The organism is Ruminococcus flavefaciens 007c (assembly GCF_000571935.1).
Classification (GTDB): Bacteria; Bacillota; Clostridia; order Oscillospirales; family Ruminococcaceae; genus Ruminococcus; species Ruminococcus flavefaciens_F.
Map to the genome: position 1 here is coordinate 217,876 of NZ_ATAX01000028.1, position 26,368 is coordinate 244,243.

Consider the following 26,368-nt stretch of genomic DNA (forward strand, 5'->3'; position numbering starts at 1 on the left):
AACGGAATTGTGCATATTCTTGAAATAGGAATATTTTTGTTTTATATACTTGACTTTTTTATAAAAATATAGTACAATAATTGTAATTGTCAAAGAGACAGGAATAAAGAACTCATGCCTTTTTCTCCCTCAGGTGAGGATCGGCTCAAAGAGTTCGATAATAGGAGGCATGACTGTGAAAAAGACAGGCAAATCAACTTTCTTCATTGTCGTTGCTTTTATCGCACTGTTCGCCGTTTCGTCGGTATTCGGTATCGACAAGATCTTCGGCGACAAGAGAACCACTTATGTCAAGGGCGTTGACGACATCCGTCTTGGTATCGACATCAAGGGCGGCGTTGACGTTACTTTTGGTCCCGCAGGTGAATACGACGCCGATCTCGCTCAGCTCGACGCTGCTACTGCGATCATCAAGACAAGACTCTCATCCCTCGGTATCACCGATAACGAGGTTTACAGCGATGAAAAGAGCGACAGAATTATTGTCCGCTTCCCTTGGCAGGTCGGCGAGACAGACTTCGATCCCGAATCCGCTGTTAAGGAGCTCGGTGAAATGGCTGAGCTTACTTTCCGCAAAGGTACGGATACTACTACCGATGAGAACGGAAATACCGTTCCCTCCGGCGAGATAGTTCTCGTGGGCGACGACATCGAAAAGGCTGAGAGACAGTTCAGACAAGACAACGACGGCAAGAATTATGAATATACAGTAGGTCTTCAGCTCACAAAGGAAGGTTCCGACAAGTTCGCTGCAGCTACAGCAGAGCTTTCAGGCTCCGATACACCTATCTCCATCTGGATGGATAACACCATGATCTCAGCTCCTACCGTTAAGAACACCATTACAGGCGGTCAGGCAGAGATCTCGGGTAACTTCGACGCTGATTCTTCCAAGAAGCTCGCCGATCAGATCAACTCAGGTGCTCTCCCCTTCAAAATGGAGACAAAGAGCTTCAGAACCATTTCTCCTACAATGGGTGAAGGCTCACTGGATGCTATTCTCCTTGCAGCTCTCATCGCATTCATATTCATTGCAATATACATGATATTCCTTTACAGACTCCCCGGCTTCGTGGCTGTTATCGCGCTCTGCGGACAGGTTGCAGGCTCTATCGCAGCTATCACAGGCTGGTTCGGATTCATGAACGGCTCTACGCTCACCATTCCCGGTATCGCAGGTATCATCCTTGCAGTCGGTATGGGCGTTGACGCTAATATCATCACCGGCGAGCGTATCAAGGAAGAGCTCAGAACAGGCAAGTCTCTTGACGCGGCTATCAAGATCGCTTACAAGAGAGCCTTCTCCGCTATCCTCGACGGTAACATCACAAACGTTATCATCGCCGTTATCCTTATGGGAGCTTTCGGTGTTCCCGACAGCTTCTTCTCGAAGATCCTCAACAAGACTATCTTCTTCGCATTCGGCGCTACTGCTGAGGGCGTTGTTTACTCCTTCGGATTTACCCTGCTCGCAGGTGTTATCTGCAACTTCATCTTCGGAGTATTTGCTTCAAGACTTATGGTAACATCACTCTCCAAGTTCAAGTGCTTCAAAAACAGAAAGCTTTACGGAGGTGACGAGAAATGAGCAAGAAGAATACTCACAAGGAAACCGTTGTTACCCCCGAGAAGGTATATGACTTCTGTTCCAAGAAAAGACTGATCCTCGGCGTAGTTATTGCTGTTCTCGTTGTATGTCTGGCAGGCGCGATAATCAGAGGTATCCACCTTGCTATCGAATTCAAGGGCGGTACTCTTATCACCTATACCTACCAGGGCGACATCAATACCAATGATGTTGCTTCAAACGTCAAGGACATCATTGGCACCCCGGTTGTTGTAAGAACAGGTGAGAGCCTCGATTCGGGCGGAAAACAGATCACCATCTCCTTCACTTCGGATGAGGGTCTTACCGCTGACAGACAGACAGAGCTCACTTCCTCACTCAGAGAGAAGTTCCCCGACAATGATCTCGTTATCTACGATTCAAACGATGTAAGCCCTTCTTCCGGACGTGAGTTCCTCCTCAAGTGCTTCATCGCAGTGCTCTTCGCAGCATTCATCGTTATCATCTATATCGCCATCCGTTTCAAGAACATCGGCGGCTGGTCGGCAGGTGTATGCTCTATCTTTGCACTCTGCCTCGATATACTCGTAGCTTTCACTACTACAATAGTATGCGGCTTCAATATCGATTCCAATATCGTTGCCGTTATACTCACAATCCTCGGATACTCTATCAATAACACCATTGTTATCTACGACCGTATCAGAGAAAACCGCAAGCTCATGCCTAAGGCTTCACTTAATGAGCTTATCAATGTGAGCTGTACACAGTCCCTTACACGTTCTGTAAGAACATCCATTACAACTATCGGCACTATGCTCATAGTTACCATCGTTGTAAAGGTAACAGGCTATGATTCGCTCCTCAGCTTCTCTGTTCCGCTTATGATGGGTCTTATCTCAGGTACCTTCTCCTCACTCTTCGTTGCACCTGTAACATGGTCATGGCTGAAGAACAGGAAGGCAAAGAAAGCAAAGGAAGCAAAAAGCAGCAAGTGATCTATAATAAAGACCGTCCTTCGGGGCGGTCTTTTTTTATGCCGTGCCCCTTCTGTATACAGCGCAAAAAGGACTGAAATTCAACGGAAAACCATTGAATTTCCAAAAATTAATTTTGTGGTTCTGTGTTTTGTACAAATCCGCGGTGCAGTTTTTGTGGGTTCTGCCAAAGGCCTCCTCTCTGACGGAGCTTGTATCATAAGCAAAATGAAAAACGGCATATTTTCTACCTTCAGGAAGGTGTAAAGCCTTCCCCTCGTCTTGACTTTGCGCACATAATATTGTATAATAAAATCCAGAATATTGAAAGGGGCGGTATTGTGGCCAAGCTTAAATTCTCAGAAAAAAACGGCGGCGTATGCATCCTTTGCAGGACAACAGGCAGCGAAATGCTGAATGAAGCCGAATACAGATACTTCGTGGACAATTCTATCAAGGGCTGGCTCACTCCCAAGGCCGTATCCGCCGACAAGCTCGAATATACGGGCGCACAGGGCGTCCCTCTTATAAATGTGCTGAAGCAGGGTGTGGACAAAAAGCGCTATTATACCATCGTATCCCAGCTGCTGACTATACTTGATACCGCTGCCAACTGCGGATTCAATATGAAAAATATAGTCCTGGATCCCGATTTCATCACCTTTGATACCGAAAACAACCAATTATACCTGTTCTATCTCCCCCTCTGGTACAACGAGAGCTGCAACGACGGTGTGGTAAACTGTCTCCGCCGCATCTCCACCTTTGCAGAGTATGACTCTCAGGAGGACTACAACAGCGTGGACGGATTCATGAATTTTGTCTGCCGCGCCGAGGGCTTTACCATATCATCAGCCATGGAGCATATCCGGAGGGAAGCTCCCGAGGTGCTCCCACAGCGACGTTCTGCTGCAAAACCCGTTAAACCGGAATTCAGCAGACCTTCTGCCGCTCCAAGGACATCTGATACGAGACTTTCGGACTTCGCTCCCAAAGAGCCCCGTCCCCAGAGTACCGCCCAGACCATAATCAACGGCATAAACGCAGGCTCGGAACAGTTCAGGCATACCGAAGGTCCCAGGCTAGCAGAGCCGAAGATAATCCCCTCTCTCAATGAGGAGAACAGACAGGGACTGCCGGAGCTGAAAAAGAAGGATTTCGCACGCCCCGAGGTCAGCTATCCCACTCTTACAAGACGAGCTACAGGCGTCACGGTCAATATCGACAGACCTGTGTTCCACATAGGCAAGGAACGGGACAAGGTAGATTTCTGCGTTACCGAGAACAGAACGGTAAGCCGTCTCCATGCTACTATCTATACCAGAAACGGCTCCTGCTTCGTTGAGGATAACAACTCCACCAACAGGACATACATAAACGGCACTCCCGTTCTCCCGAACAGGGAGATCAAGCTGAAAAGCGGCGATGTGCTGAAGCTTTCAGATGAGGAATTCGACTTTATAGACGGATAATTCCGCCCTATGGGGGGATATTTATGGATTACATTACTGCCTGCGATACCGACATCGGTATCTCAAAGAAAATAAATCAGGACAGCGTATGCGTCAAGACCGCCAGAACTGCCACGGGCAAAGCTGCTCTTGTCATGGTCTGCGACGGCATGGGCGGACTCTCAAAGGGTGAGCTCGCCAGCGCCGAGGTCATTCGCAGCTTCGCTGAATGGTTCGATACAGAGCTGCCCTTCGAGCTCCCCAACTGGGACTGGAAAACAGCCGCAAGAAACGTCATCAGCCGTCTTCGCAGGCTCAATGCCATGCTCATAGACTACGGCGCAAGAAACAGCCTTCAGCTGGGCACTACCGCCACAGGTCTCATCGCCGTAAACAGCGAATTCATGACCTTCCATGTGGGGGACAGCCGCATCTACAAGATCTCGGACAAGCTCAGCCAGGTCACCGACGATCATACCTTCGTCAACAGAGCTGTGAAAATGGGCAGGATGACTCCCGAGGAGGCTCTCACCGATCCGAGAAGGAACGCCCTTGTCCAGTGTGTGGGCGTTACGGGAGAAATAGCTCCCGAGGTAAGACTGGGCGTCTTTGAAAACAATACCAACTTTCTTATATGCTCCGACGGCTTCCGCCATGTTCTTACGGAAAAAGAGCTCTATGAGGAGCTCTCGGCAGAAAAAACAAAGAACAAGGCCGCTATGCAGAAGCAGCTCAGGCAGCTTATAGAGACCGTCAAGAGCAGAAACGAAAACGATAATATCACCGCCGCTGTTTTCCGCGCTGAGATGTAGCGGCAAGGGAGTGATGCTATGTCAAGAGATGAGATGCTGGTCATCGCCGCTGCGGCGGCAGTATTCGTCATCATCAATATAATCATGTGGAGCATTATCGCACGGAAAGAGCGAAAGGCAAAGGGGAATGCCGCTCCGCAGATAAACTCGGCCGCCGAGAGCATAAGCAGCGTATCTGCGGCTGCTGCTGCAGAGGGTTTCGAGCTGATGGAAAATACAGTTATAATACATACCTCTGACAGGATAGTCTGACACGGCAGCCGTGTGCCGGAAATAAATCAATAACACCTATTACTCTTATGAGCGGAGGAAGCTGATATGGAATTCAGGATAAACCACATAACCAACTTTCTGCGCCGCGGGATCATTATCCCTGCCTGCGTTTTTGCAGCTGCGCTCCTGATCTTTCTCATCATGGGAATAACTGCCGAGTCTGCCGCACCTGTACTGATACTCGGAGGTATATTCATTCTTTGTGCCGCTGCTGAGGTCATATTCGTATTACTGTATCTCCTCGAGCGTATATTCGGTACAAAAGTTATCATAAACGACGATCATGTCAGGATAAAGATGCTGCTGAGACAGAAAACGCTCCGTTTTGATGAGATAGCCGATACAAAGTACACTCATTACGAATGTACGAGGGACAACACCGAACGCAAACAGAGATCGGATTCACTGCTGTACAAATACGCCGCAGCCGATAAAAAGGTCCGAATGCGTTCGCGGCTCATTTTTTATCTTGATTCGGGCAGAGCCTTCAGCCTCAATGACGATGCGACAAACTATAAACGGAAACAGAAGCAATGGATGACAAACCCGGGCATTGATCCCGATGAGGACGTAAGTCTGTATCAGGCATATCAGTGCTACCTTCATGCCTGCCGTCAGTTTTATAATTCACACTGACATATGCAGACCGCGTCCGCGTAAACCATGGTATACGGATATTTCTGCTCTCCTGAATACAGGAGACAGTTTATCATATTAAAAAATGATATAGGAGGAAAATCAAACATGAAAACCGCATTCAAGGTGCTTACGATCTTTATTCTCGTAGTAAACAGTATCGCAGGCATTGCAGGCGTGCTGGGCTTATCCGCCGCCGCCAAGCTCACAGAGGGCAAAACAGGTGCCGACGCTGCCATGGGCGGTGTAGGCGTCATGGCAATTCTCTTCGCACTCATACCAATAGCAGTTACTATATACATGACTATCTGCGGTCTCAGAGGCAAATACGATATGTGCTTCAAGATCTCATTTGTACTCATGATACTGAATATAGTATCCTTCGTTCTCTCGGACAACAAGGGAACTGCTGTATTCTCTCTGGTTCTCTCCGTTGCATACTGCCTCATGGCAAGGAAAATGGACAAGGGAGTATACTGATGAGATACGTCTCTCAGGGGAGGTAATACTATGACAAATCCCAACGATCTTGCTCGCAACAGGAATATCAGAGCACAGGAATTCGCCCATAACCGCGCTTTGATGAACAAATGCACCAAACGCTACAACACCATGGGTATTCTCTACTTCGTACCGCTGCTGATATACATTCCCGTTACCATAGGCTTTGCATTTATCACAGGTTCATTCATACCCTTTGTTGACGCGCTTATTGTATGTCCCCTGCTGGCTTTCCTTGCATGGCGAAGCTTCTACCACAAGCACGACCTGATGATAATATTCTTATTCATAGTGCTGTTTACAAATCAGTTCCTGCTTGTCAAGCTGGCTCCCTATGAGGACGCAGGCTTCTTCAAGTTCAGGATAATGGGAAAATGCTCTGTCGGACACCTGATCATACTGCTTATCATCGGCTCGGTTGCGGTATTGAACTTCATTACCAACATGACATACCATAAACTGGAGGAGGCTGACGGATTCCCGCAGTTCAACGAGCGCTTCTTCGATCAGGAAATGGATATAAGACAGTCCAGGATCAAGGATCCCTTTCAGGCGGAAATGGAAAGACGCCAGAGAACTGCTTCGGATTCCATGGCAGATATAAGCCTTCCATCAGACCTGAGCGCAAAATCCAAGGACGGCGGTCCCCCTGCGGGAATGGACTGCATCTGAATATATCCCACATATTCCGGACATGGGTATTTTTCACAGAAAATGAACAAAATTTTCTGTAAAGAAAGGCGGCTTGCAAGCCGCCTTTTTTATTGACATGAGAGAAGTATGATGATATAATTAATGTGTCTGCAATAACCGCCATACAGCGGTTATTGCCCCGAGCTACATTCGGGGAACGCAAATGAATTCAAAGGAGAACATTTCAATGAGCGGTAATATAAACAGCTACGAAAGCCCATTCTGTACACGTTATGCCAGTGAGGAAATGCAGTACGTTTTCTCGGCAGACAAGAAGTTCACCACATGGAGAAAGCTCTGGGTGGCTCTGGCAAGAGCAGAAATGAAACTCGGACTTCCCGTTACCGAGGCTCAGGTAAAGCAGCTCGAGGAGCATATCAACGATGTTGACTATGAAATGGCTGCCGAGCGCGAAAAGATCACACGCCACGACGTTATGGCTCACGTTTTCACCTACGGTCAGGCTTGTCCCGATGCCGCAGGTATCATACACCTGGGCGCTACATCATGCTATGTAGGCGATAACACAGACGTTATCATCATGCGCGATGCGCTTAAAATAGTCCGCAGAAAGCTCATAAACGTTATGAACAACCTGGCAAAGTTCGCAGACGAGTATAAGAGCCTCCCCTGCCTTGCATATACCCATCTTCAGCCCGCTCAGCTCACCACCGTCGGCAAGAGAGCTACTCTCTGGCTCAATGAGCTCCTCATGGACTTCCAGGATCTCGAATACCGTATGTCCACACTGAAGCTCCTCGGCTCAAAGGGCACAACAGGCACTCAGGCTTCATTCATGGAGCTCTTTGAGGGAGACACTGACAAGATCAAGAAGCTGGAGCAGATGATCGCAGAAGAAATGGGCTTCGACGCAGTTGTCCCCGTATCAGGTCAGACCTACTCACGTAAGGTAGACTCAAAGGTGCTGGAGCTCCTCAGCGATATTGCACAGTCTGCAAGCAAGTTCTCCAATGATATGCGTATACTCCAGTCCTTCAAGGAAATGGAGGAGCCCCGCGAGAAGAAGCAGATCGGTTCTTCCGCAATGGCTTACAAGCGCAACCCCATGCGCTGTGAGAGAATAACCTCCCTCGCACGCTACGTAATGATAGACAGCCTCAATCCTGCATTCACAGCAGGTACCCAGTGGTTCGAGAGAACTCTCGACGACTCCGCTAACAAGCGGATCAGCGTTGCCGAGGCATTCCTCGGCGTTGACGCTATCCTCAATATCATGATGAACGTTACAAACGGCATCGTGGTATATCCCGAAATGATACGCCGCCGCGTAATGGCCGAGCTTCCCTTCATGGCCAGTGAGAACATCATGATGGACGCCGTAAAGAAGGGCGGAAACCGTCAGGAGCTCCACGACCGTATCATGGATTACTCCATGGAGGCAGGCGCTAACGTTAAGGTAAAAGGTCTGGACAATAACCTCTGCGAGCTCATCGAAGCCGATCCCATGTTTATGGTAACAAAGGAGGAGCTTGACGCCGTTCTCAAGCCCGAGAACTACACAGGCAGAAGCTCTCAGCAGGTGGACGAATTCCTTGCCGAGTGCATCAAGCCTATCCTCGAAGCTAACAAAGATATCCTCGGCGAAAGCTTTGAAATGAAGAACTAAGTGCGGAGCCCGCGCTGACTTGTCACGTTGGCGCTGGTAAACTCGCTCACTATTATTGAAAACGTTACCCGTACATCGTTTACGGTGAATTGTAGGAGACGGCGTTCTCGACGTCCCAAGCCATTTACAGGGCGGATATTTTCCGCCCGTAAGATAAAGGCCGAGTTAAGGGCTGAAGGCTCAGACTCGCCTATTTCACGCACTCTACGAAGCGTAGACTCCGCTTTAAAACATAATTCTACGGCTCATGGGTGTACTTTTTCTCCGCAGCATGATACACTTTTCTCAGAAGGGAGGAACAATGAATGGATCAGGTCAAGATCGGTAAATTCATATCTCAGATGAGAAAAGAAAAAGGACTTACACAGAAACAGCTTGGTGATGAACTCCTTATCAGTGATAAGACAGTCTCCAAGTGGGAGACAGGCAAGGGTATGCCGGAGGTATCCCTTATGCTGCCACTCTGTGAAAAGCTGGGTATCAATGTCAATGAGCTCCTCACGGGCGAACGTATCCCCGATGAGGACTACAAGAAGAAAGCGGAGGAAAATATTATGAATATCATGCGTGAAAAAGAAGAAAGCATCAGAAAGATAATCGTTTCTGTCATTGCAGGAGCCACAGGCATACTCGCAGGCTGTACGCTCATAGTCGTTTCAGGCGTATTCGATATGGCAGCGTGGCAGAGAGGTCTGCTCTTAGCCATAGGCATTATAGTTATGATCGGCGGAATAGCCGTTGCAGCCATCGAGGATATGACCGCCGGCACTTACGAGTGCAAACACTGCGGAACACGTTTTGTTCCCTCGGGTATCGCATATATTGCAGGTCCCCATACCATCACAAGAAGGAAGCTTACCTGCCCCAAGTGCGGCAAGCGTTCCTACTGCAAGCGCAGACTTACTCATTGAATTTATCGGGCGGATAATATCCGCCCCTACCGAACACAGGAGATACCATGAAAAAAGCTCTCACTATAGGCGGAATTATCGGCTTTCTGCTGATATCGGCGCTTGCAATATCCATATTCTTTCCCGGACTTCCCACATATTTAAAGGTCAAGCTTAAATACGAACATATCGACGAAAGGATCCCAGAATTTGAAAAATCGGATATCCCCGGCGACTATGTGAGCCATACCCTCAGAGGTGTAAGATTCAGTACTCCCTCAGACTGGGAGGCTTATTCCCCTATTGAAGGCGCTGAACCGAATGCCTACCGTGCAAAGGATAAATCCACTGTTTTTGTTCTTAATCTCAATTACAAAGCACAGGAGGAGCTGCTTAAAAATTCGGAGGAAACTCTCGGCTCGGAATATGATGTGTGGAACGAATATGAATTCAGTGAAGAGGATTACAGACATTTCTACAAGGCTATCGGTATCGAGCCTCCGCAGTACGGGCTGAATCTCCGTATGCTGTGGTATATGAGAGACGACGTAACCGCAAAGGACTGTCTGAAGCTGCGGGGCAGAGACAGGAAGGTTTTCCTTGATGTTGCCGATTCAAAAGATGAATCCGTAAAAATGGAGACCATGTGGAAAACCAAAGGCAAAGGCTTCTACGCCTATATCGGACGGATAATGTATTCCGGCTTCGACGGGAACACATGGACGGTAAATATATTTCCCGACGGAAATGAGAACGAACATTTCACGGCGACCATAAAATGCTCCGACGAAACAACGGCAAGGAAGATAATCAGCTCCATAGAGCTTGAATAATAAAGGAAAAGCAATGAAAAAGGAATATCTCGAAGCAGGCAAGATCGTCACCACCCACGGTATACGCGGTGAAGTGAAGATAATGCCTTACACCGACAGCCCCGAGCTCCTCGCGGAGTTCGACAGGCTTTTTATAGGAAAAAACCATGAGGAAGTGTTCATCGAGCGCTCCAGAGTGTTCAAAAATACAGTTATCGCCAAGATCGAGGGCATCGATACTCCCGAAGCTGCGGAAAAGCTCCGCAATAAGGTGCTTTATATGCACCGCGATGATCTGGAGCTTGACGATGACACCTATTTCATTCAGGACCTCATCGGTCTTGAGGTACGTGACGCCGATACACAGCAGGTTTACGGCAGGATAGCCGATGTCATGCAGACAGGCGCCAACGACGTCTATGTCATAAAGGGCGAGGAAAGGGAATACCTTGTGCCCGCTATCGGCGACGTTGTAATTTCTACCGACATTGATGAAGGCATTATGACCATACGCCCTCTTGACGGCCTTTTCGACTGATATGCGAAAAAGCAATATAGCAGCGTTCTCGGCGCTGGCAGCTGTCTTTGCAGCTATCGCCCTGTGGTCGTGCATGACCTGCGGAGATGTATTGAAGGAATATTTCCGCTTGCCGAAATGGGACATTTCCGTAACAGGTATCGTTTTCCTGGTCATGCTGTTCATACCAAATATCATATGGAGCAAAATGCAGCCCGACGGCTACGAGGAAGCTTCAAAGCATGAAAACAAAGTGCTTCTTGCACTTGAACGCACCGGCGAAGTGCTGGTATCCGTACTGGTGCTGACAGACAGGCGGTTGGACAGGCTTTCGGCTTCGCCGCGTACAGGCTATCTTTTAACAGCACTGGTGCTCATGGTGCTTTACGAGCTTTACTGGATAAAATATTTCCGAAGCAGTCATACCCTTGCGGATATGTACTCGGATTACTGCGGATTCCCCCTGGCAGGAGCTTCCCTGCCTGTTTTTGCCGTGCTCCTTCTGGGAGTTTACGCCTGCAATGTCTTTCTTATTGCAGCAGCAATAATACTCGGCATCGGCCATATAGGCATACACCTTATGCACAGAAAAGAGATATAAATAATAATGTAGAACAAAAGAAAAACAGCTGTACACAGCTAAAAGGAGGCACCCCAAATGAAAAAAATCTTAGGAATACTGTTTTTACTCATCGTCATAGCTATAGGTATCTGCGCTTATTTCTTCCCAGGGATACCCTACCGTTATAAATGTACACACGAATTCAAGCTCCTTGACAGTATATACTCCGAGGTCCCCGCTGACCTTGCGCCGCTGCCTGCAGACTATGCCGATTACTCTAACCTCGGCATACGCATAACCGCATGGAACGATATGGAGGCTGTACGTACAGAGGATAAAAACGAGGCGCTCTGGGAAAATGAGGACAAGAGCCATACCATACACGTAAAAACCGAGACTCTCGGCGATAATTACGATTTTCTGGACAGGACAGGTATTACCCATGAAGCTCTGAACAGTTACTGTAAAAAGGTCGGAAAGACTCCTCCCGAGACGAATCACGAGTTTGTACGTCTCATAATGTCGCTGACTATGGAGGATTTCGATATTCACGACATGAAAAACGCCAAGACCTTCTATAAGCTGATGAGCCTTAAAAATGAGGAATTCATGGGGCTCAACTGCCCTGTAAGGTACTACTCCGGCGACGGCGTCGGCTACAAGGGCTTCATGAAAACTGTGGAAATGCCCAGCGAAAAGACCGCTGTTATCAATATCTACCCCGATAAAAACAATCACAGACACTATACCATAGAGCTCAGCGTTACCGACTGGAATGAAATACTTGCCATTTCAGAGAGTATAAAGCTTACCGAATGATATTACAGGACCGCTTATGCGGTCCTCAATTATTCAAAAGGAGAAATACCATGCATATAGAAATAGCTACACTTTTCCCCGAAATGTGTGAAGCCGTCCTCAGCGAGAGCATAGTCGGCAGAGCACGCAGGGCAGGAAAAATAAGCCTGCACTGCCGCCAGATAAGGGAATACACCTTGGACAAGCACCGCCGCGTTGACGATACTCCCTACGGCGGAGGCATGGGAATGGTGATGCAGTGCGAACCTATATACAACTGCTACAAGGCTGTATGTCAGGAGCTGGGCACAAAGCCCCATACCATATATATGTCCCCGAAGGGCCGGATCTTCGACCAGAAAAGAGCCGTGGAGCTTTCCGGAATGGATAATATCCTTATCATATGCGGCCACTATGAGGGCGTAGACCAGCGCGTCATCGACAAGATCGTTGACGAGGAGCTCTCTATCGGCGATTATGTACTCACAGGCGGCGAGCTTCCCGCAATGGTTGTAGCCGATACAGTTGCCCGTATGTGCGAGGGCGTACTCTCCGACGAGGTATGCTTTACCGATGAGAGCATATACAGCGGACTCCTTGAGTACCCTCAGTATACCCGTCCCGAGGTCTGGGAGGGCGAGGCCGTGCCGCCTGTGCTTCTCTCGGGGCACCATAAGAACATAGAGAACTGGCGGCACGAGCAGAGTCTGAAACTGACAGCTGAAAGAAGACCTGATCTTTTAGCTAAATATAACGCAGAAAATAAATGACCAAAAATTGCTTTGGTCATTTTCTCTTTTTCTTTTATTGCTGTTCCACATATTAACTGGCTGTATATAAAAAAATGCTTTCTCCGTTTAGAAGAAATGGCTATATTCTTGTGTTGAATAATATGCACTTTCAACAATTACTGTCAACATTTTTTTGTGGTGATAATAAACAAGCAAGCTGATAAAATTTCATTCACATTTAATCTAAATGTAGAATTTAGCGAAAACATGGATCATAATCGCAAAAATCCGTTGACGAGGTGAGAAAATGATTGTATAATGATATCAGCAAGTGAATCAATTTGCAAACGGCAACACAGTCCTGTTGAGAGGGGCTGTAATACAGAGAATAGGAGAGTTGTATATGTTTGTAAGAGAAGTAATGGTTAAGAATCAGGTTGGACTTCATGCAAGACCTGCAACCTTCTTTATTCAGAAGGCTAATGAGTTCAAGTCATCAATCTGGATCGAAAAAGAAGAACGCAGAGTAAACGCTAAGAGCCTGCTCGGAATTCTTTCTCTCGGTATCGTAGGCGGTACAAATGTAAAGGTTATCGCTGACGGAGCTGACGAGAAGGCAGCTGTAGATGCTCTTATTGAGCTCGTAGACAGCGGCTTCAGCGAAGAAAACAGATAATCAATCAAAACAAATACTTGGGGCGTTACGAATGTAACGCCCGCTTTTATTTCAGGAAGTCCTATCCAAGACCTTCCGCCATATTTTCCGCGAATATCCCGTATCCGCGGGTGGGATCGGCTACAAATACATGAGTCACCGCACCTGCAAGCTTGCCGTTCTGTATGACGGGACTGCCGCTCATACCCTGAACTATGCCGCCTATGGCGTCAAGCAGCCTGTCGTCGGTGATGCGTATCACCATATTCTTTGAAGAGCCTGTGCTTCCGTAGTCCACACTGACTATCTCGGCAGCGTACCTTTCGGGAGCTTCTCCCGATACCGTGGCATATATCTCCGCAGGACCAACGGTTATCTCCTGCCTGTAGGCCATGGTAAATGTCTCGGCGGACTCTGAAAGCTCCTCGAGCGCTCCCTTTGTAAGATGTCCGTAGATACCGCTCGTCCTGTTGCAGTCAAGCGTGCCGAAGCTCTTATTCGGGACGAATTTTCCGCGAAGCTCTCCGGGTATGCCTCTGGCTCCCCGCCGAGCCTCGGTTATCTCAACAGGGACTGCCTCGCCGCTGTGGACAGGAACTATGCCTCCTGTATCGGAATCGCATATGGGATGGCCGAGCCCCGCAAAAGCACCTGTCTCACAGTCAAAGAAGGTCATAGTACCTATGCCTGCGATGCTGTCGCGCACCCACATACCGCCCTTCCAGCCGCAGCTTTTTCTCGAATACACAGGCCGCAGCACAGCAGTGAAGCTTTCGCCGTCACGCTCAGCAGACAGCTCTATCGCCCGCCCTTCCGACGAAGAAATAAGCTCCTGAAGCTGATCGTTGGAGGTCAGTCCCACACCGTCCGCAAGGCGTATGACGTCGCCCTTCCGTATACCTGCCTTTTCGGCAGGACAGGACAGAACACCGTCCTCAGCCTCAACGTCACCGAGTCCCGTGACCATCACGCCCTCCATCAGGAGCTTTATGCCGAAAGGTCTGCCGCCTACCGCAAATACAGGCGCTTCGGCTCTGCGTATCTCCACATTTTTAACGGGAATCGCCCCGAAAAGCGAAAAAGTTACCCTTTCCGTGCCTGAACAGGTCTGCGCGGCAGGAACAGCCGCATCGGGATCGGGATAACAGCTTAGCTCGGGAAATCCCGCTATTTTTATTTCTGCCGAAGTATCGGCAGTTATAACATCGGGCAGCTGTGAGGAATAATACCCCGCCGTCCCGAATAATCCAAGAAAAGCGGCAGATAATAATACCGCAGCCGCTTTTGCGATCTTTCTTTTCAACAACATTTTTCTTTTCCTTTCGCGTTCCTGACGGAACAATTATATTATGCTTCGGCCGGACTGCATTATAAATGAGAATTTCGTACAGCCGAAAACTACATATGGAGTAAATTTATGAGCAGGAAAAATCAGGAAAAACCGCCTCGCCGCAATTCCGCGTTTTGGGCGGTCCTTAAAATAATAACTTTGCTGCTGTGCCTGTGGTACTCGTGCGCGATGCCCGTGCTCTCGGGTGCGGGACTTATACGCAACCGCTTGAGCTACGGCGAGGAAATAACAAAAACAGGGATATTCCTCATAGCTGCCGCGGCAATGATGACAGCAGGCACCATTCTGTGCTTTTTCCGCAGGAGCCTCTGCGATATACTCTCGGCAGTTTTCTCCGGAACAGGCTTTATACTCTGCATGACTATGCTGAAAAAGCTCACCGACCACGCTGACAGCTTCGGCTGGACGGATAAATACACCCTTCATCCCATAAGCGGTATGTATACGGGAAGGATACTTCCCTGTGCGCTCCCCGCAGTGCTGACTGTAATTATCGCGGCAGTGCATTTTATGTCATATGAGGCAATGGAACAGCGCCGCCTGAAAAAAGCAGCCGCGGAAGCTGAAAAAAACGCTCCCGCACCGTCTGTTACGGACGATGTGCCATGATCATATTATAAGCTTTTAAGGACGGGAATCCCGTCCTTTTTTGTACTTTATAAAAAATTATGATATTCCTTTCGCCTTTTTATTCCTTTATTATTGAAAAATTCATTTTTTTATGGTACAATGTTATCAATATTACCGAAAGGAACTTATTACCATGAACGTCAAAAACGAATTGCTCTCGACTCTTGCCGAATCTGACGGCGACTTCATATCGGGTGCAGCTCTTGCGGAAAAGCTCGGTGTAAGCCGTAATGCCGTCTGGAAAGCCGTCAAGGCTCTTGAAGCGGAAGGCTTTTCGATCAGCTCCGTGACTTCAAAAGGATACAAGCTCAACAAAAACAATAACAGACTTTCGGCAGAACTTATCTCCCCCTTCCTCAGGACTAAGACTATAGGCAGGACTCTGAAGGTATTCGACGAGGTAGACTCAACAAATAACGTAGTACGTGAGCTTGAAACAGAAAAATCCCCAAGCGGCACCACTGCGGTGGCTGACCGTCAGACTGCGGGAAGAGGCAGGATAGGCAGAAAATTTGAATCTCCCTCGGGAAAGGGTCTCTATGTAAGCGTACTTGTCAGACCAAATTTCGGCCTTGAATTCGCCCCTATGATAACCGCAGCAGCTGCCTGTGCAGCCGCTGAAGCAGTTGAAGCTCTCTGCGGCGGCAAGGTAATGATAAAATGGGTCAACGACCTGTATATGAACGGCAAGAAGATATGCGGCATACTTACCGAGGCCTCTCTGGGACTGGAAATGCGCGTCCTCGACTGCGCTACCATCGGCATCGGCATAAATGTCCGCAGTATCGCCGACAGCTTCGACGAGGAGCTGAAAAAGACCGCTACATCCATAGAGGACGAAACAGGCGTAGCCGTTAACAGGAACAAGCTCTGTGCGGAGCTCCTCAACCGTCTGGAGATATATCTGGGCAAGATAGAGGACAGAAGTTTTCTCCTGCAGTACCGCGAAAGAGAAATGCTCACAGGAAATATAATATCCGCCCATGTAGGCGAAGATACGATCGTCGGCGAGGCTCTCGGCATCGACGACAACGCCAATCTTGTGGTACAGCTCCCCTCGGGTGAGATAAGAAACCTCAACTCGGGTGAAGCAAATCTTTGCAGGATAAAGGCATAATATGGCATATGTGCGCCGGAGCGCATATAATAAATCAAAATCGTAAGGAGGTATGTCTGTATGAGATATACTATAATCGGTCAGACCGTTCCCGCAGTTGAATGTGAACTCAACGCAGGAGAATCAATGTTTACCCAGTCAGGCGGCATGATATGGCAGAGCCAGGGTATCAAAATGTCAACAAACGCAAGAGGTGGCCTCGGAAGAAGCCTCGGAAGAATGTTCACAGGCGAATCTATCTTCATGGCTAATTATACCGCCGAAGTTGCCGGCGCAAAGATCGCCTTCGGCTCAACAGTTCCCGGCTCAGTCGTACCCGTAAATATCTCACAGGGCGACCTTATCTGCCAGAAGGGCTCTTTCCTCTGCGCTGAACAGACAGTTGACCTCAAGGCTATATTCACAAAGAAATTCATGTCGGGTCTCTTCGGCGGCGAAGGCTTCATACTTCAGCACCTCTTCGGACAGGGTATGGCTTTCCTTGAAGTAGACGGCGATATGGTGGAACGCTACCTCAATCCCGGCGAAGTTCTCAAGGTGGACACAGGTAATGTAGTTGCCTTCGAGCCCACTGTAAACTATGAGGTCGAGACCGTTAAGGGACTGGGTAATATCTTCCTCGGCGGCGAGGGACTCTTCATCACACGCCTTACAGGTCCCGGAAAGATAATCCTCCAGACTCAGAACTTCAACGATTTTGCAGGCAGGATCCTCTCAATGGGCGTAAAGCGCTGAGAACAGATAAATGCCTGAAGTATTGAGGTGAAGCTTATGTTTATTTATGGTTTCCCCGTTATGGGACTTCAGTATATGACAAGGGCTGACGAGCTTTTCCGCATGGCCGCAGATAACAGGACTCCCCGTGTATGGAACGGAGACAAGTGGCTGTGCCTCTGCGGTACGGAAAACAGCACCAATTTCTGTCCCGAATGCGGAGCAAAGGCTCCCGTGAAGCCCTGGAAATGCAGCTGCGGCAGGGATTGTACCACTAATTTCTGCCCTGACTGCGGTGCAAAGGCACCGTAAATCCGACCGATCTTATTCTTTGGCAGAATACACTATGATCTATCTGCTTTATGTGCAACATGACAGTTTTATCTGATTTTGAATAATACACTTCACTATAAATGATCTATCAGTTGTATTTGTAAAGCGAAGATATATCTTTCAGAAAAAACTATAATAAAGGAATGAATAAAAATGAAGAATCCTATCAAAAAAACTCTCGGCGCTGTACTCACAGCAGTCACACTATCCGCTTGTGTAGTGCTCCCCGCATCAGTCGATCAGCCTTTCAGCAAAATATCGTTGGCAACTCCGATAACAGCTGAAGCTGCAGACTCTGCTATGCTGGCAGAAGGTATAGTAAATGTAGAAGTTGCAAAGATGTATGACAAAAATTTCAAACCGTTCCCCACTGCAAATGTATTAAAGGATACTCATGTTGCAATACTGGATGTAAAAGGCAATTATTATAAAGTGTCAGATGCATACGGCGGAATGTATATGAAAATCAAAGAAATAAAACTCTGTACAAAAGCTAAAAAGTCTTATGAAGTATTGGGAGAGTATAATCCCAATGGTAAGGAATTCAAAACAACAAGCTGGCAGCCTTTACGTAAAAGCGCTGATAATGGTGCTCAGGTAATAGGTGCTTTTGGGAAAGGAACCGTTTTAAGCGGCAGGCGCGTTTATATAGTGGATCCAAAGGCGGACAAGGTATTTAAAACAGAATACATAAAAACCGATGATTACGTCAATCATCTTGGAGAACCAGTTCAGGGTTACGTCAAAGCAGTCAGCTTATAATTCTGTTTGCAGATTTGTCGGGAGCTGAAAAGCTCTTGACAAATCTGTTTTTATGTTATATAATACAGATAACAAATCAAAATGCTATGAAGGGAAACAAAGCTCATATATTGTTCCACAGAGAACTGCCGTTTGGTGAAAGGCAGCAGCAGCGTATGAGAAATAACTCCTCCCCGAGCAGCCGACCAAAAGAATCATATTCAAGTAGGCTCGGACGGGCGCTCCCGTTACAGAGATATGCGTTGATCCGACGCAGACGAGTGGGTGTATTCTTACATCAAGAAGAGTGGTACCACGGAGTATTAAAGTAACTTCGTCTCTTCCATGCCGACGCATGGAGGAGACTTTTTTATTACCCTCCTGCATAAGGCAAAACGGATCGGAATGGAGGTATTTATATGAATAACGTCAGCAAGTACACAAGACAATTCTTTGAAGCACCGAAAACCGAAATGAAATGGGCAGGCAGGTCCTATGTGGACAAGGCGCCCATGTGGTGCAGCGTTGATCTCCGCGACGGAAATCAGGCTCTTATCATACCCATGAGCTTAGGCGAAAAGCTTGAGTTCTTCCAGAAGCTGGTGGACATCGGCTTCAAGGAGATAGAGATCGGCTTTCCTGCCGCTTCGGAGACTGAATACGACTTCTGCCGCACCCTTATCGAGCAGGATCTCATTCCCGACGATGTGACTATACAGGTACTCACCCAGTCAAGAGAGCATATCATACAAAAGACCTTTGAGGCACTCAGAGGCTGCAAGAACGCCATAGTTCACCTGTATAACTCCACCTCGCTGGCTCAGCGCGAGCAGGTCTTCCGCAAGAGTAGGGAGGAGATAAAGGAAATAGCTGTCAGCGGTGCAAAGCTCTGCAAGGAATACCGCGGGAAGTACGAAGGGAATTTCCGATTTGAGTACTCTCCCGAGAGCTTTACGGGAACAGAGCCTGAATTCGCACTGGAAATATGCAATGCAGTACTGGACGTATGGCAGCCCTCTCACGATGATAAGGTAATAATCAATCTCCCCGTAACGGTTCAGCTCTCAATGCCGCATATCTACGCAAACCAGATAGAGTATATGTGTGAGAACCTGAAATACCGCGAAAACGTCATAGTCTCCCTCCACCCCCACAATGACCGCGGCTGTGCCGTGGCAGATACCGAAATGGGCCTGCTGGCAGGAGCTGAGCGAGTTGAGGGAACTCTCTTCGGAAACGGCGAAAGAACGGGAAATGTGGATATAATCACCCTGGCTATGAATATGTACTCCCAGGGCGTTGATCCGCAGCTGGATTTCAGCGATATACCATCACTCTCCGAGACATATTCACGCCTGACACGCATGGGTATCTACGAGCGCCAGCCCTATTCGGGAAAACTGGTGTTCGCAGCATTCAGCGGTTCTCATCAGGACGCTATCGCAAAGGGTATGAAATGGCGCGAGGAACACGGCGAGACTATCTGGAACGTGCCTTATCTCCCAATTGACCCGCAGGACATCGGCAGAGAGTACGAATCCGATGTTATCCGCATTAACAGCCAGTCCGGCAAGGGCGGCATAGGCTATATCCTGGAGACCCGCTTCGGCTACGATCTGCCAAAGAAGATGCGCGAGAGCGTAGGCTATATGGTAAAGAGCATCTCCGACCGCAAGCACAAGGAGCTTCTCCCCGACGAGGTATACGAGATCTTCAAGAGCAACTATGTGGATATAGTTTCTCCCATAAGAATAACAGAGACTCATTTCGTACAGCGCAACGGCATCGAAGCTACCATCAGCTTCGATTACAACGGCAGGAAAGTCACTGCCACGGATACAGGAAACGGACGTCTTGATGCCGTCAGCAATGCCATCCGCTCGTATACGGGTTCGGGATACAGCCTGAATACCTATTCCGAGCACGCTCTTGAGGTAGGTTCCGCTTCAAAGGCGGTATCCTATGTGGAGATAATCACAGGCGATGGAAAGAGCTTCTGGGGTACGGGTATAGATAACGATATCATCACGTCATCGGTCAAAGCCCTTGTAAGCGCGGTGAATAATATGCTCAATGCAGGCTGATTGCACAAATACAGACTCGGTTATGCGTATATAATGCCTAAAAACCTTCACACCTATTGATTTTACCGCCGTAAAATGTTAATATAAAATCATAATTTACCCAGTATAATTATGATCTCAATAAAGTAAAGGACATTGATACTATGAAAATATCAGGTGCAAAGATCGTTATCGAGACCCTGATCGAACAGGGCTGCGATACTATATTCGGATACCCGGGCGGACAGGTCATCGATCTATTCGACGAGCTCTATAACGCCCGCGACCGCATAAAGCATATCCTTTCCGCCCATGAACAGGGCGCTGCCCATGCAGCCGACGGATATGCAAGAGTAACGGGAAAAACAGGCGTTGTCATAGCTACATCGGGCCCCGGTGCCACAAATCTCGTAACAGGCATTGCTACAGCCTACCTCGATTCTGTTCCCATGGTCGCCATTACAGGCAACGTTTCCTGTGATCTCATCGGCAGGGACAGCTTCCAGGAGGTCGATATTGTGGGCGTTACCATGCCTATAACCAAGCATAATTTCATAGTAAAGAACATATACGAACTGGCGGACACTATCCGCACAGCCTTCAAAATAGCAAAATCAGGCCGTCAGGGTCCTGTTCTCGTGGATATTCCCAAGGATATCCAGACTGCAGTCTGTGAATTCGAAGCAGACCGTCAGCCCGTTATCCCCTATCCTCTGACCTTTGTCCCCGAGGATAAGCTTTTAAAGGCTGCGGAGATGATAAACAGCTGCGAAAGACCGTATATCTACTTCGGAGGAGGAGTAATCAGCGGAAAAGCTTCCGGACAGGTGGCTGCTCTTGCCGATAAGATAGACGCTCCCATGGGCTGCTCGCTTATGGGACTTTCGGCTGTTCCCGACGATAACCCGAAATTCCTCGGTATGCAGGGTATGCATGGACACTACGCCGCATCCGTCGCCGAGGACGAAGCAGATCTGGTAATCGCCCTCGGAGTGCGCTTCAGCGACAGGGCTACGGGAAATAACTCCCGCTATGCAAAGAATTTCAAAATAATACACATAGACATCGACGGTGCGGAGCTCCATAAGAACATAGCTGCCGACCTGGCTATACGCGGCGATATCAAGGACGCCGCAGAACGCCTCATATCCATGGTGGAGGAGAAAAAACACCCTCAGTGGTCGGAGCGTATCTCACAGCTCAGGGAAGAGGAGAAAAAGCGCACAGCAGCAGCTTACAGAAAAATAGAGGGCAAGCTCTGTCCCTATGATATAATTGATATTATCAGCTCCCATGCGGGAGACGACGTTATCGTGGCTACAGACGTAGGTCAGCACCAGATGTGGACCGCCCAGCGCTATCCCCTGAAAAGGACACGCTCATTCATCACCAGCGGCGGCCTCGGGACTATGGGCTACGGTCTGGGCGCTGCCATAGGAGCCACCCTTGCAACAGGCAGGAAAGCCGTTCTTTTCACAGGTGACGGCAGCTTCGGCATGAACCTATGCGAGCTGGCAACGGCGGTATCACAGAATACTCCCGTAGTAATAGTTATTATGAACAACAACGTCCTCGGCATGGTACATCAGTGGCAGGAGCTTTTCTTTGAAAAGCACTATTCGGGTACCGTACTCGACAGAAAGACCGACTTCGTAAAGCTGGCAGAAGCCTTCGGTGCAAAGGGCGGCCGCGCTTGCAGCAATGAGGAGCTTGAAAAGCTTGCCGCCGAGGCATTTGCCTGTGACGGACCTTTCGTTATAGACTGCCCAGTTGACAGCAGCGAACTGGTACTGCCAATGCTCCCGCCAAACGGTTCCATCGACGAGATCATCACCGAGGTCAGATAACTGCGCGGCAGCATCACCGTTTTTGCCTGAAAACAGGCATTGCAACGACTTTTTACACCATTGTCAGGTCTCGTTGACAGATTGTTAAAGGTAATTGGTAGACTTCTCACACAGGAAATGATACTATTGTCTCATCAGGGATGCAGGAAATATCACTGATGAAAAAGTAACATATCTATACTGACAGAGCAGTATCTTTTCAGCTCAGTCAGCGGTCGGAAAGACAGGAGGAGTAAAAATGGGATTCAATAATAAGCTTTACGAACTCAGAAAGCAGAAGGGCTTTTCACAGGAGGAGCTCGCAAATCGTCTCAACGTTTCAAGGCAGACAGTTTCAAAATGGGAAGTGGGAGATTCCACTCCCGACATGGAAAAGCTTGCCGCTATCAGCGATCTGTTCGGTATATCCCTGGACGAGCTGGTGCTGGACAAGGCTCCCGTACAAAATGACGGGAACAGTACAAGGTCCGATATAGTTAATCAGGTTGCGGAAAAGGTATTGACGGAACAGAACAGGAAAAGAGCAAAAAAAGGTCTGAAAATAGCTGCAATAATCTTTGGGGCAATACTTCTGATAGACGTTGTATCTATGATAGTTTATTTCAGTATATATGGCTTTCCGCAGTAATAAACAGTAACAAAAATGAGGTGTGATCTATGGATCAGTATGTAATAGGAGTTATAGTAGCAAACGTTTCGGGTGTACTCTCCCGTGTATCGGGAATGTTCACCCGCCGCGGCTTCAATATAGACAGCCTTACCGTGGGCGAGACCGAGTCAAGCGGCTTTTCACGCATAACCATAGCCTTCCACGGCGACGAGGATATAAAGGAGCGCATACTCCAGCAGCTCCAGAAGCTCCATGATGTCAGGGAGGTAGAGGTGCTGGACAGCAAGGACACGGTAATACGCGAGCTTCTCCTCATAAAGATCAGGAACAAGGCGGAAATAAGACAGGATATAATGACTGCCGTGGAGATATTCCGCTCAAAGATAGTTGATTACTCTCCTGCCGCACTCACCTGCGAGCTCACAGGCGAGACCTCAAAGATAGACGCATTCATCGAGCTTCTCAAGCCCTACGGCATCATGGAGATGTGCCGCACCGGTATAGTAGCTATAGAGCGCGGTGAGAACTGCCTCAAAACAGTAAAATAAACCCGATAAGTACAGCTTATCGAAAGGAATGATAAAAATGGCAATGACAATGACGCAGAAGATACTTGCGGCTCACTCGGGCAGAGATTCGGTCAGCCCGGGAGAGCTTATCTTGGCAGACCTTGATCTCGTTCTCGGCAACGATATAACCTCTCCCGTAGCTATAAAGGAGTTCCGCAGGCTTGGCAAGGACAGCGTGTTCGACAGAAACAAGATCACTATGGTCATGGATCACTTCGCTCCCAATAAGGACATAAAAGCTGCGGAGCAGTGCAAGATGTGCCGTGATTTCTGCACGGAACAGGAGGTCACCCATTTTTATGATGTGGGAGAAATGGGCATAGAACACGCCCTGCTCCCGGAAAAAGGTCTTGTTACCGCAGGAAATGCCGTTATAGGCGCAGACTCCCATACCTGCACCTACGGTGCTCTCGGAGCATTCTCCACAGGCGTGGGCTCCACGGATATGGCCTGCGCAATGGCAACGGGCAAGGCATGGTTCAAGGTACCTTCGGCAATGAAGATAGTCCTCACGGGCAGTCTCAGGAAGTATGTATCGGGCAAGGACGTCATACTCCATATCATCGGAAAAACAGGAGTTGACGGAGCTCTTTACCGCTCCATGGAATTCACGGGAGAGGGGCTTTCCTCACTGACCATGGCCGACCGCCTCTGCATAGCCAATATGGCTATCGAAGCAGGCGCAAAGAACGGCATATTCGAGGTGGATGATATTAACCTCGGCTATATCCGCGAACACGGCGGAGCAGAGCCCGTCATATACAAGGCCGACGAGGACGCGGAATACGACGAGGTCATAAATATCGACCTTTCGCAGATCGAGCCGACCGTTGCTTTTCCGCATCTGCCGGAAAACGCACGAACTTTCGCTGAAATAGGCGATATTAAAATAGATCAGGTAGTCATCGGCTCATGCACCAACGGCAGACTTGAGGATCTCATCGCTGCCGCTGAGATAATGAAAGGCAGAAAGGCTGCGAAAAACGTGAGAGTCATCATAATCCCCGCCACTCAGAGAGTTTACCTCGAAGCAATGGAAATGGGACTCCTCCGCACATTCATCGAATTCGGAGCTGTTGTGTCAACTCCTACCTGCGGCCCCTGTCTGGGCGGATATATGGGCATACTGGCAGCAGGCGAAAGAGCTGTCACCACTACCAACCGCAATTTCGTGGGACGTATGGGACACACCGAGTCCGAGGTATATCTGGCAAGTCCCGCAACTGCCGCAGCAAGTGCTGTAACCGGCAGGATAACAAGTCCGTGGGAGGTAATGGAAGCATGAAATACACAGGTAATGTTATAAAATACGGCGACAATGTTGACACAGACGTTATTATCCCCGCGCGTTACCTCAATACCAGCGACCACAAGGAGCTGGCGAGCCACTGTATGGAGGACCTTGACAAGACTTTCGTCAGCCGCGTACAGAACGGCGATATAATAGCTGCAGGTCAGAATTTCGGCTGCGGCTCCTCCCGTGAGCACGCTCCCATAGCCATAAAGGCAAACGGAGTATCCCTTGTCATCGCAAAGAGCTTTGCGCGTATCTTCTACAGGAACGCTATAAATATAGGACTTGCCATAGTGGAATGTCCTGCGGCTGCTGAGGAGATCTCCGAGGGCGACAAGGTGGAAGCCGACCTGGATAAGGGTATAATACGCAATTTAACTACCGGCAGGGAGTACAGGACAGCACCCTTCCCGGAATTCGTACAGAAAATAATCGAAAACGGCGGACTTATGCAGTCCATTGCCAACGGCTCTTTCTGAGGGAGCGGAAATGATAGCAAAGATAATCGTAAAATGTATCATTTACAATAAAAGGCTCAACCGATTCCTTCTTATAAAGCGCTGTGAAAACGATGACATCGGCGCGGATACATGGGAGAATGCAGGCGGCAATATCGAGAGCGGAGAGACTCCCAAGGAGGCAGCTAAAAGAGAAGTCAGGGAAGAAACAGGAATTACGGATATCCGGATAGGCAATATCGCTTATGCTGCGATATTACACCATGAGATACCCGATCTGCTCATAGTATATCTGTGCGAAACAGATGAAGAGGACATAAGGCTCAGCTTTGAACACAGCTCCTTTGTATGGGCTGACGAGCAGATGTGCAGGTCTTTGCTTCCCGCAGAGATAATCGGCGATTTCGAGAAGAACAATGTATTTGACATTCTCAGCGGCGGCATATCGGCACCGACAGCTTATCAAGGAGATAAATATGACTGATCTTAGCTGCCTTCTGGCAGGACTTATAAATCTGCTGGGGCCAATGCTCCTGCTCATATTCTGGCACAAAAAGACAGGGGCACGGATACTTCCCGCACCTGTCGCGCTTGCAGTTTGCTTACCTGTATTCTTCGTTGCGGGAGCTATTCGGGCAGGCTTTGACCGCAGCGATCATCTCTCGTTCTATTTGCAGCAGGCTCTGCTCTACGGCATATTTGAAGAGGGCGCGAAATTTCTTGTGCTGCGGTATCTCCTCACTTCCTATGACGATCGCAGGGACGCAGTTACCTACGCAATAGGGCACGGTTCATTCGAGGCGATAGGCTCGGGACTTGCCTGCATAAACCTCATCGGCACAGGCAGAGCAGCTTCCGATATTTTCGCTGTGAATTTAATTGGCTTCTTTGAAGGCGCGGCATTCTGTATCGGCGTGACTATTCTCATATTCTACGGCATACAGATGAACAAGTCGAAGATAATGCTGCCATTAGCAGTATTTCTCCACTTTCTGGGCAATCTCTCAGGAGCGCTGTTTATAACGCCTGTTTCAATGGCGATCCGTCTGTTTCTGACAGCAGGCATATGCTATGCCGCGTATCGCTGCTGGAAGTCTATGCAGACGGATTACTGATAATCAACATGGATCGCCGGAAAC

The 26,368-nt window shown here is 48.5% G+C and carries 30 protein-coding genes and 1 other annotated feature; of the genes, 29 read left to right on the forward strand and 1 reads right to left on the reverse strand.

Annotated features, from left to right (window positions below; all coding sequences use genetic code 11):
* The first annotated feature begins 169 nt into the window (after nucleotides 1–169).
* From secD to RF007C_RS11910, 16 genes are all read left to right on the forward strand, one after another.
* Nucleotides 170–1,588 (forward strand): protein translocase subunit SecD, encoded by a 1,419-nt coding sequence (gene secD / locus RF007C_RS11835; RefSeq protein WP_430344448.1) that lies wholly within the window; start codon nucleotides 170–172, stop codon nucleotides 1,586–1,588.
* Nucleotides 1,585–2,565, forward strand: a complete 981-nt coding sequence (secF, locus tag RF007C_RS11840) for a protein translocase subunit SecF (RefSeq protein WP_019679954.1) — start codon at nucleotides 1,585–1,587, stop codon at nucleotides 2,563–2,565. The genes secD and secF overlap by 4 nt, the downstream gene beginning before the upstream one ends.
* A 320-nt stretch (nucleotides 2,566–2,885) precedes the next feature.
* The gene (locus tag RF007C_RS11845; protein ID WP_152537168.1) at nucleotides 2,886–4,016 is read left to right on the forward strand and encodes an FHA domain-containing protein; all 1,131 of its coding nucleotides are present in this window, start codon (nucleotides 2,886–2,888) and stop codon (nucleotides 4,014–4,016) included.
* Between the two features lie 23 nt (nucleotides 4,017–4,039).
* Nucleotides 4,040–4,807, forward strand: a complete 768-nt coding sequence (locus RF007C_RS11850) for a PP2C family protein-serine/threonine phosphatase (protein WP_037300027.1) — start codon at nucleotides 4,040–4,042, stop codon at nucleotides 4,805–4,807.
* An 18-nt stretch (nucleotides 4,808–4,825) separates the two neighbouring features.
* On the forward strand, nucleotides 4,826–5,059 hold the full coding sequence (locus RF007C_RS11855; protein WP_037300030.1) for a hypothetical protein: 234 nt from the start codon (nucleotides 4,826–4,828) through the stop codon (nucleotides 5,057–5,059).
* A gap of 66 nt (nucleotides 5,060–5,125) precedes the next feature.
* Nucleotides 5,126–5,716, forward strand: coding sequence for a hypothetical protein (locus RF007C_RS11860; protein WP_037300032.1), 591 nt, complete (start codon nucleotides 5,126–5,128; stop codon nucleotides 5,714–5,716).
* Nucleotides 5,717–5,824: 108 nt separating this feature from the next.
* On the forward strand, nucleotides 5,825–6,196 hold the full coding sequence (locus tag RF007C_RS11865; RefSeq protein WP_037300034.1) for a hypothetical protein: 372 nt from the start codon (nucleotides 5,825–5,827) through the stop codon (nucleotides 6,194–6,196).
* A 30-nt stretch (nucleotides 6,197–6,226) separates the two neighbouring features.
* Nucleotides 6,227–6,889 carry a hypothetical protein gene (locus RF007C_RS11870; RefSeq protein ID WP_037300036.1) on the forward strand — a complete coding sequence of 221 codons (663 nt, stop codon included), beginning with the start codon at nucleotides 6,227–6,229 and terminating at the stop codon, nucleotides 6,887–6,889.
* A 208-nt stretch (nucleotides 6,890–7,097) separates the two neighbouring features.
* Complete coding sequence (gene purB / locus RF007C_RS11875) at nucleotides 7,098–8,537, forward strand: adenylosuccinate lyase (RefSeq protein ID WP_037300037.1); 1,440 nt, start codon at nucleotides 7,098–7,100, stop codon at nucleotides 8,535–8,537.
* 305 nt (nucleotides 8,538–8,842) lie between these two features.
* Entirely contained in the window at nucleotides 8,843–9,448 is a 606-nt protein-coding gene (locus tag RF007C_RS11880) for a helix-turn-helix domain-containing protein (RefSeq protein WP_037300039.1), read from the forward strand.
* Between the two features lie 47 nt (nucleotides 9,449–9,495).
* Nucleotides 9,496–10,260 (forward strand): hypothetical protein, encoded by a 765-nt coding sequence (locus tag RF007C_RS11885; protein WP_037300040.1) that lies wholly within the window; start codon nucleotides 9,496–9,498, stop codon nucleotides 10,258–10,260.
* Nucleotides 10,261–10,273: 13 nt separating this feature from the next.
* Complete coding sequence (rimM, locus tag RF007C_RS11890) at nucleotides 10,274–10,777, forward strand: ribosome maturation factor RimM (RefSeq protein ID WP_019679944.1); 504 nt, start codon at nucleotides 10,274–10,276, stop codon at nucleotides 10,775–10,777.
* A 1-nt stretch (nucleotide 10,778) separates the two neighbouring features.
* Nucleotides 10,779–11,357, forward strand: coding sequence for a hypothetical protein (locus tag RF007C_RS11895; RefSeq protein WP_430344449.1), 579 nt, complete (start codon nucleotides 10,779–10,781; stop codon nucleotides 11,355–11,357).
* Nucleotides 11,358–11,414: 57 nt separating this feature from the next.
* Nucleotides 11,415–12,137, forward strand: coding sequence for a hypothetical protein (locus RF007C_RS11900; protein WP_037300042.1), 723 nt, complete (start codon nucleotides 11,415–11,417; stop codon nucleotides 12,135–12,137).
* Nucleotides 12,138–12,187: 50 nt separating this feature from the next.
* Nucleotides 12,188–12,886 (forward strand): tRNA (guanosine(37)-N1)-methyltransferase TrmD, encoded by a 699-nt coding sequence (gene trmD, locus RF007C_RS11905; RefSeq protein ID WP_037300045.1) that lies wholly within the window; start codon nucleotides 12,188–12,190, stop codon nucleotides 12,884–12,886.
* Between the two features lie 364 nt (nucleotides 12,887–13,250).
* Complete coding sequence (locus tag RF007C_RS11910) at nucleotides 13,251–13,523, forward strand: HPr family phosphocarrier protein (RefSeq protein WP_019679940.1); 273 nt, start codon at nucleotides 13,251–13,253, stop codon at nucleotides 13,521–13,523.
* A gap of 61 nt (nucleotides 13,524–13,584) precedes the next feature.
* On the opposite strand, the gene spoIVB is transcribed toward RF007C_RS11910, so the two are convergent.
* The gene (gene spoIVB, locus RF007C_RS11915) at nucleotides 13,585–14,811 is read right to left on the reverse strand and encodes a SpoIVB peptidase (protein ID WP_037300047.1); all 1,227 of its coding nucleotides are present in this window, start codon (nucleotides 14,809–14,811) and stop codon (nucleotides 13,585–13,587) included.
* Nucleotides 14,812–14,919: 108 nt separating this feature from the next.
* On the opposite strand from spoIVB, the gene RF007C_RS11920 reads away from it, so the two are divergent.
* From RF007C_RS11920 to RF007C_RS11980, 13 genes are all read left to right on the forward strand, one after another.
* The gene (locus RF007C_RS11920) at nucleotides 14,920–15,462 is read left to right on the forward strand and encodes a hypothetical protein (RefSeq protein WP_037300049.1); all 543 of its coding nucleotides are present in this window, start codon (nucleotides 14,920–14,922) and stop codon (nucleotides 15,460–15,462) included.
* 154 nt (nucleotides 15,463–15,616) lie between these two features.
* On the forward strand, nucleotides 15,617–16,600 hold the full coding sequence (locus tag RF007C_RS11925) for a biotin--[acetyl-CoA-carboxylase] ligase (protein ID WP_037300050.1): 984 nt from the start codon (nucleotides 15,617–15,619) through the stop codon (nucleotides 16,598–16,600).
* A 60-nt stretch (nucleotides 16,601–16,660) separates the two neighbouring features.
* Nucleotides 16,661–17,335 carry a TIGR00266 family protein gene (locus RF007C_RS11930; protein WP_037300053.1) on the forward strand — a complete coding sequence of 225 codons (675 nt, stop codon included), beginning with the start codon at nucleotides 16,661–16,663 and terminating at the stop codon, nucleotides 17,333–17,335.
* A gap of 36 nt (nucleotides 17,336–17,371) precedes the next feature.
* Nucleotides 17,372–17,626, forward strand: coding sequence for a hypothetical protein (locus RF007C_RS11935; RefSeq protein WP_037300055.1), 255 nt, complete (start codon nucleotides 17,372–17,374; stop codon nucleotides 17,624–17,626).
* Between the two features lie 174 nt (nucleotides 17,627–17,800).
* Complete coding sequence (locus RF007C_RS11940) at nucleotides 17,801–18,409, forward strand: hypothetical protein (protein ID WP_037300057.1); 609 nt, start codon at nucleotides 17,801–17,803, stop codon at nucleotides 18,407–18,409.
* A 77-nt stretch (nucleotides 18,410–18,486) separates the two neighbouring features.
* Nucleotides 18,487–18,733, forward strand: a binding site (T-box leader).
* A 74-nt stretch (nucleotides 18,734–18,807) separates the two neighbouring features.
* Nucleotides 18,808–20,472, forward strand: coding sequence for a 2-isopropylmalate synthase (locus tag RF007C_RS11945; protein ID WP_037300060.1), 1,665 nt, complete (start codon nucleotides 18,808–18,810; stop codon nucleotides 20,470–20,472).
* 143 nt (nucleotides 20,473–20,615) lie between these two features.
* Nucleotides 20,616–22,298, forward strand: a complete 1,683-nt coding sequence (gene ilvB, locus RF007C_RS11950) for a biosynthetic-type acetolactate synthase large subunit (RefSeq protein ID WP_037300062.1) — start codon at nucleotides 20,616–20,618, stop codon at nucleotides 22,296–22,298.
* 238 nt (nucleotides 22,299–22,536) lie between these two features.
* Nucleotides 22,537–22,926 (forward strand): helix-turn-helix domain-containing protein, encoded by a 390-nt coding sequence (locus RF007C_RS11955; protein WP_037300065.1) that lies wholly within the window; start codon nucleotides 22,537–22,539, stop codon nucleotides 22,924–22,926.
* 29 nt (nucleotides 22,927–22,955) lie between these two features.
* Complete coding sequence (gene ilvN, locus RF007C_RS11960) at nucleotides 22,956–23,456, forward strand: acetolactate synthase small subunit (protein WP_037300067.1); 501 nt, start codon at nucleotides 22,956–22,958, stop codon at nucleotides 23,454–23,456.
* Nucleotides 23,457–23,493: 37 nt separating this feature from the next.
* Nucleotides 23,494–24,762 carry a 3-isopropylmalate dehydratase large subunit gene (leuC, locus tag RF007C_RS11965; protein WP_037300069.1) on the forward strand — a complete coding sequence of 423 codons (1,269 nt, stop codon included), beginning with the start codon at nucleotides 23,494–23,496 and terminating at the stop codon, nucleotides 24,760–24,762.
* Nucleotides 24,759–25,250 carry a 3-isopropylmalate dehydratase small subunit gene (gene leuD / locus RF007C_RS11970; protein ID WP_037300071.1) on the forward strand — a complete coding sequence of 164 codons (492 nt, stop codon included), beginning with the start codon at nucleotides 24,759–24,761 and terminating at the stop codon, nucleotides 25,248–25,250. The genes leuC and leuD overlap by 4 nt, the downstream gene beginning before the upstream one ends.
* Before the next feature lie 10 nt (nucleotides 25,251–25,260).
* Nucleotides 25,261–25,713: an NUDIX domain-containing protein gene (locus RF007C_RS11975; RefSeq protein ID WP_037300074.1), complete on the forward strand. Its 453-nt coding sequence runs from the start codon at nucleotides 25,261–25,263 to the stop codon at nucleotides 25,711–25,713.
* Nucleotides 25,706–26,344 (forward strand): YhfC family glutamic-type intramembrane protease, encoded by a 639-nt coding sequence (locus tag RF007C_RS11980; protein ID WP_037300075.1) that lies wholly within the window; start codon nucleotides 25,706–25,708, stop codon nucleotides 26,342–26,344. The genes RF007C_RS11975 and RF007C_RS11980 overlap by 8 nt, the downstream gene beginning before the upstream one ends.
* The last annotated feature ends 24 nt before the right edge of the window (nucleotides 26,345–26,368 follow it).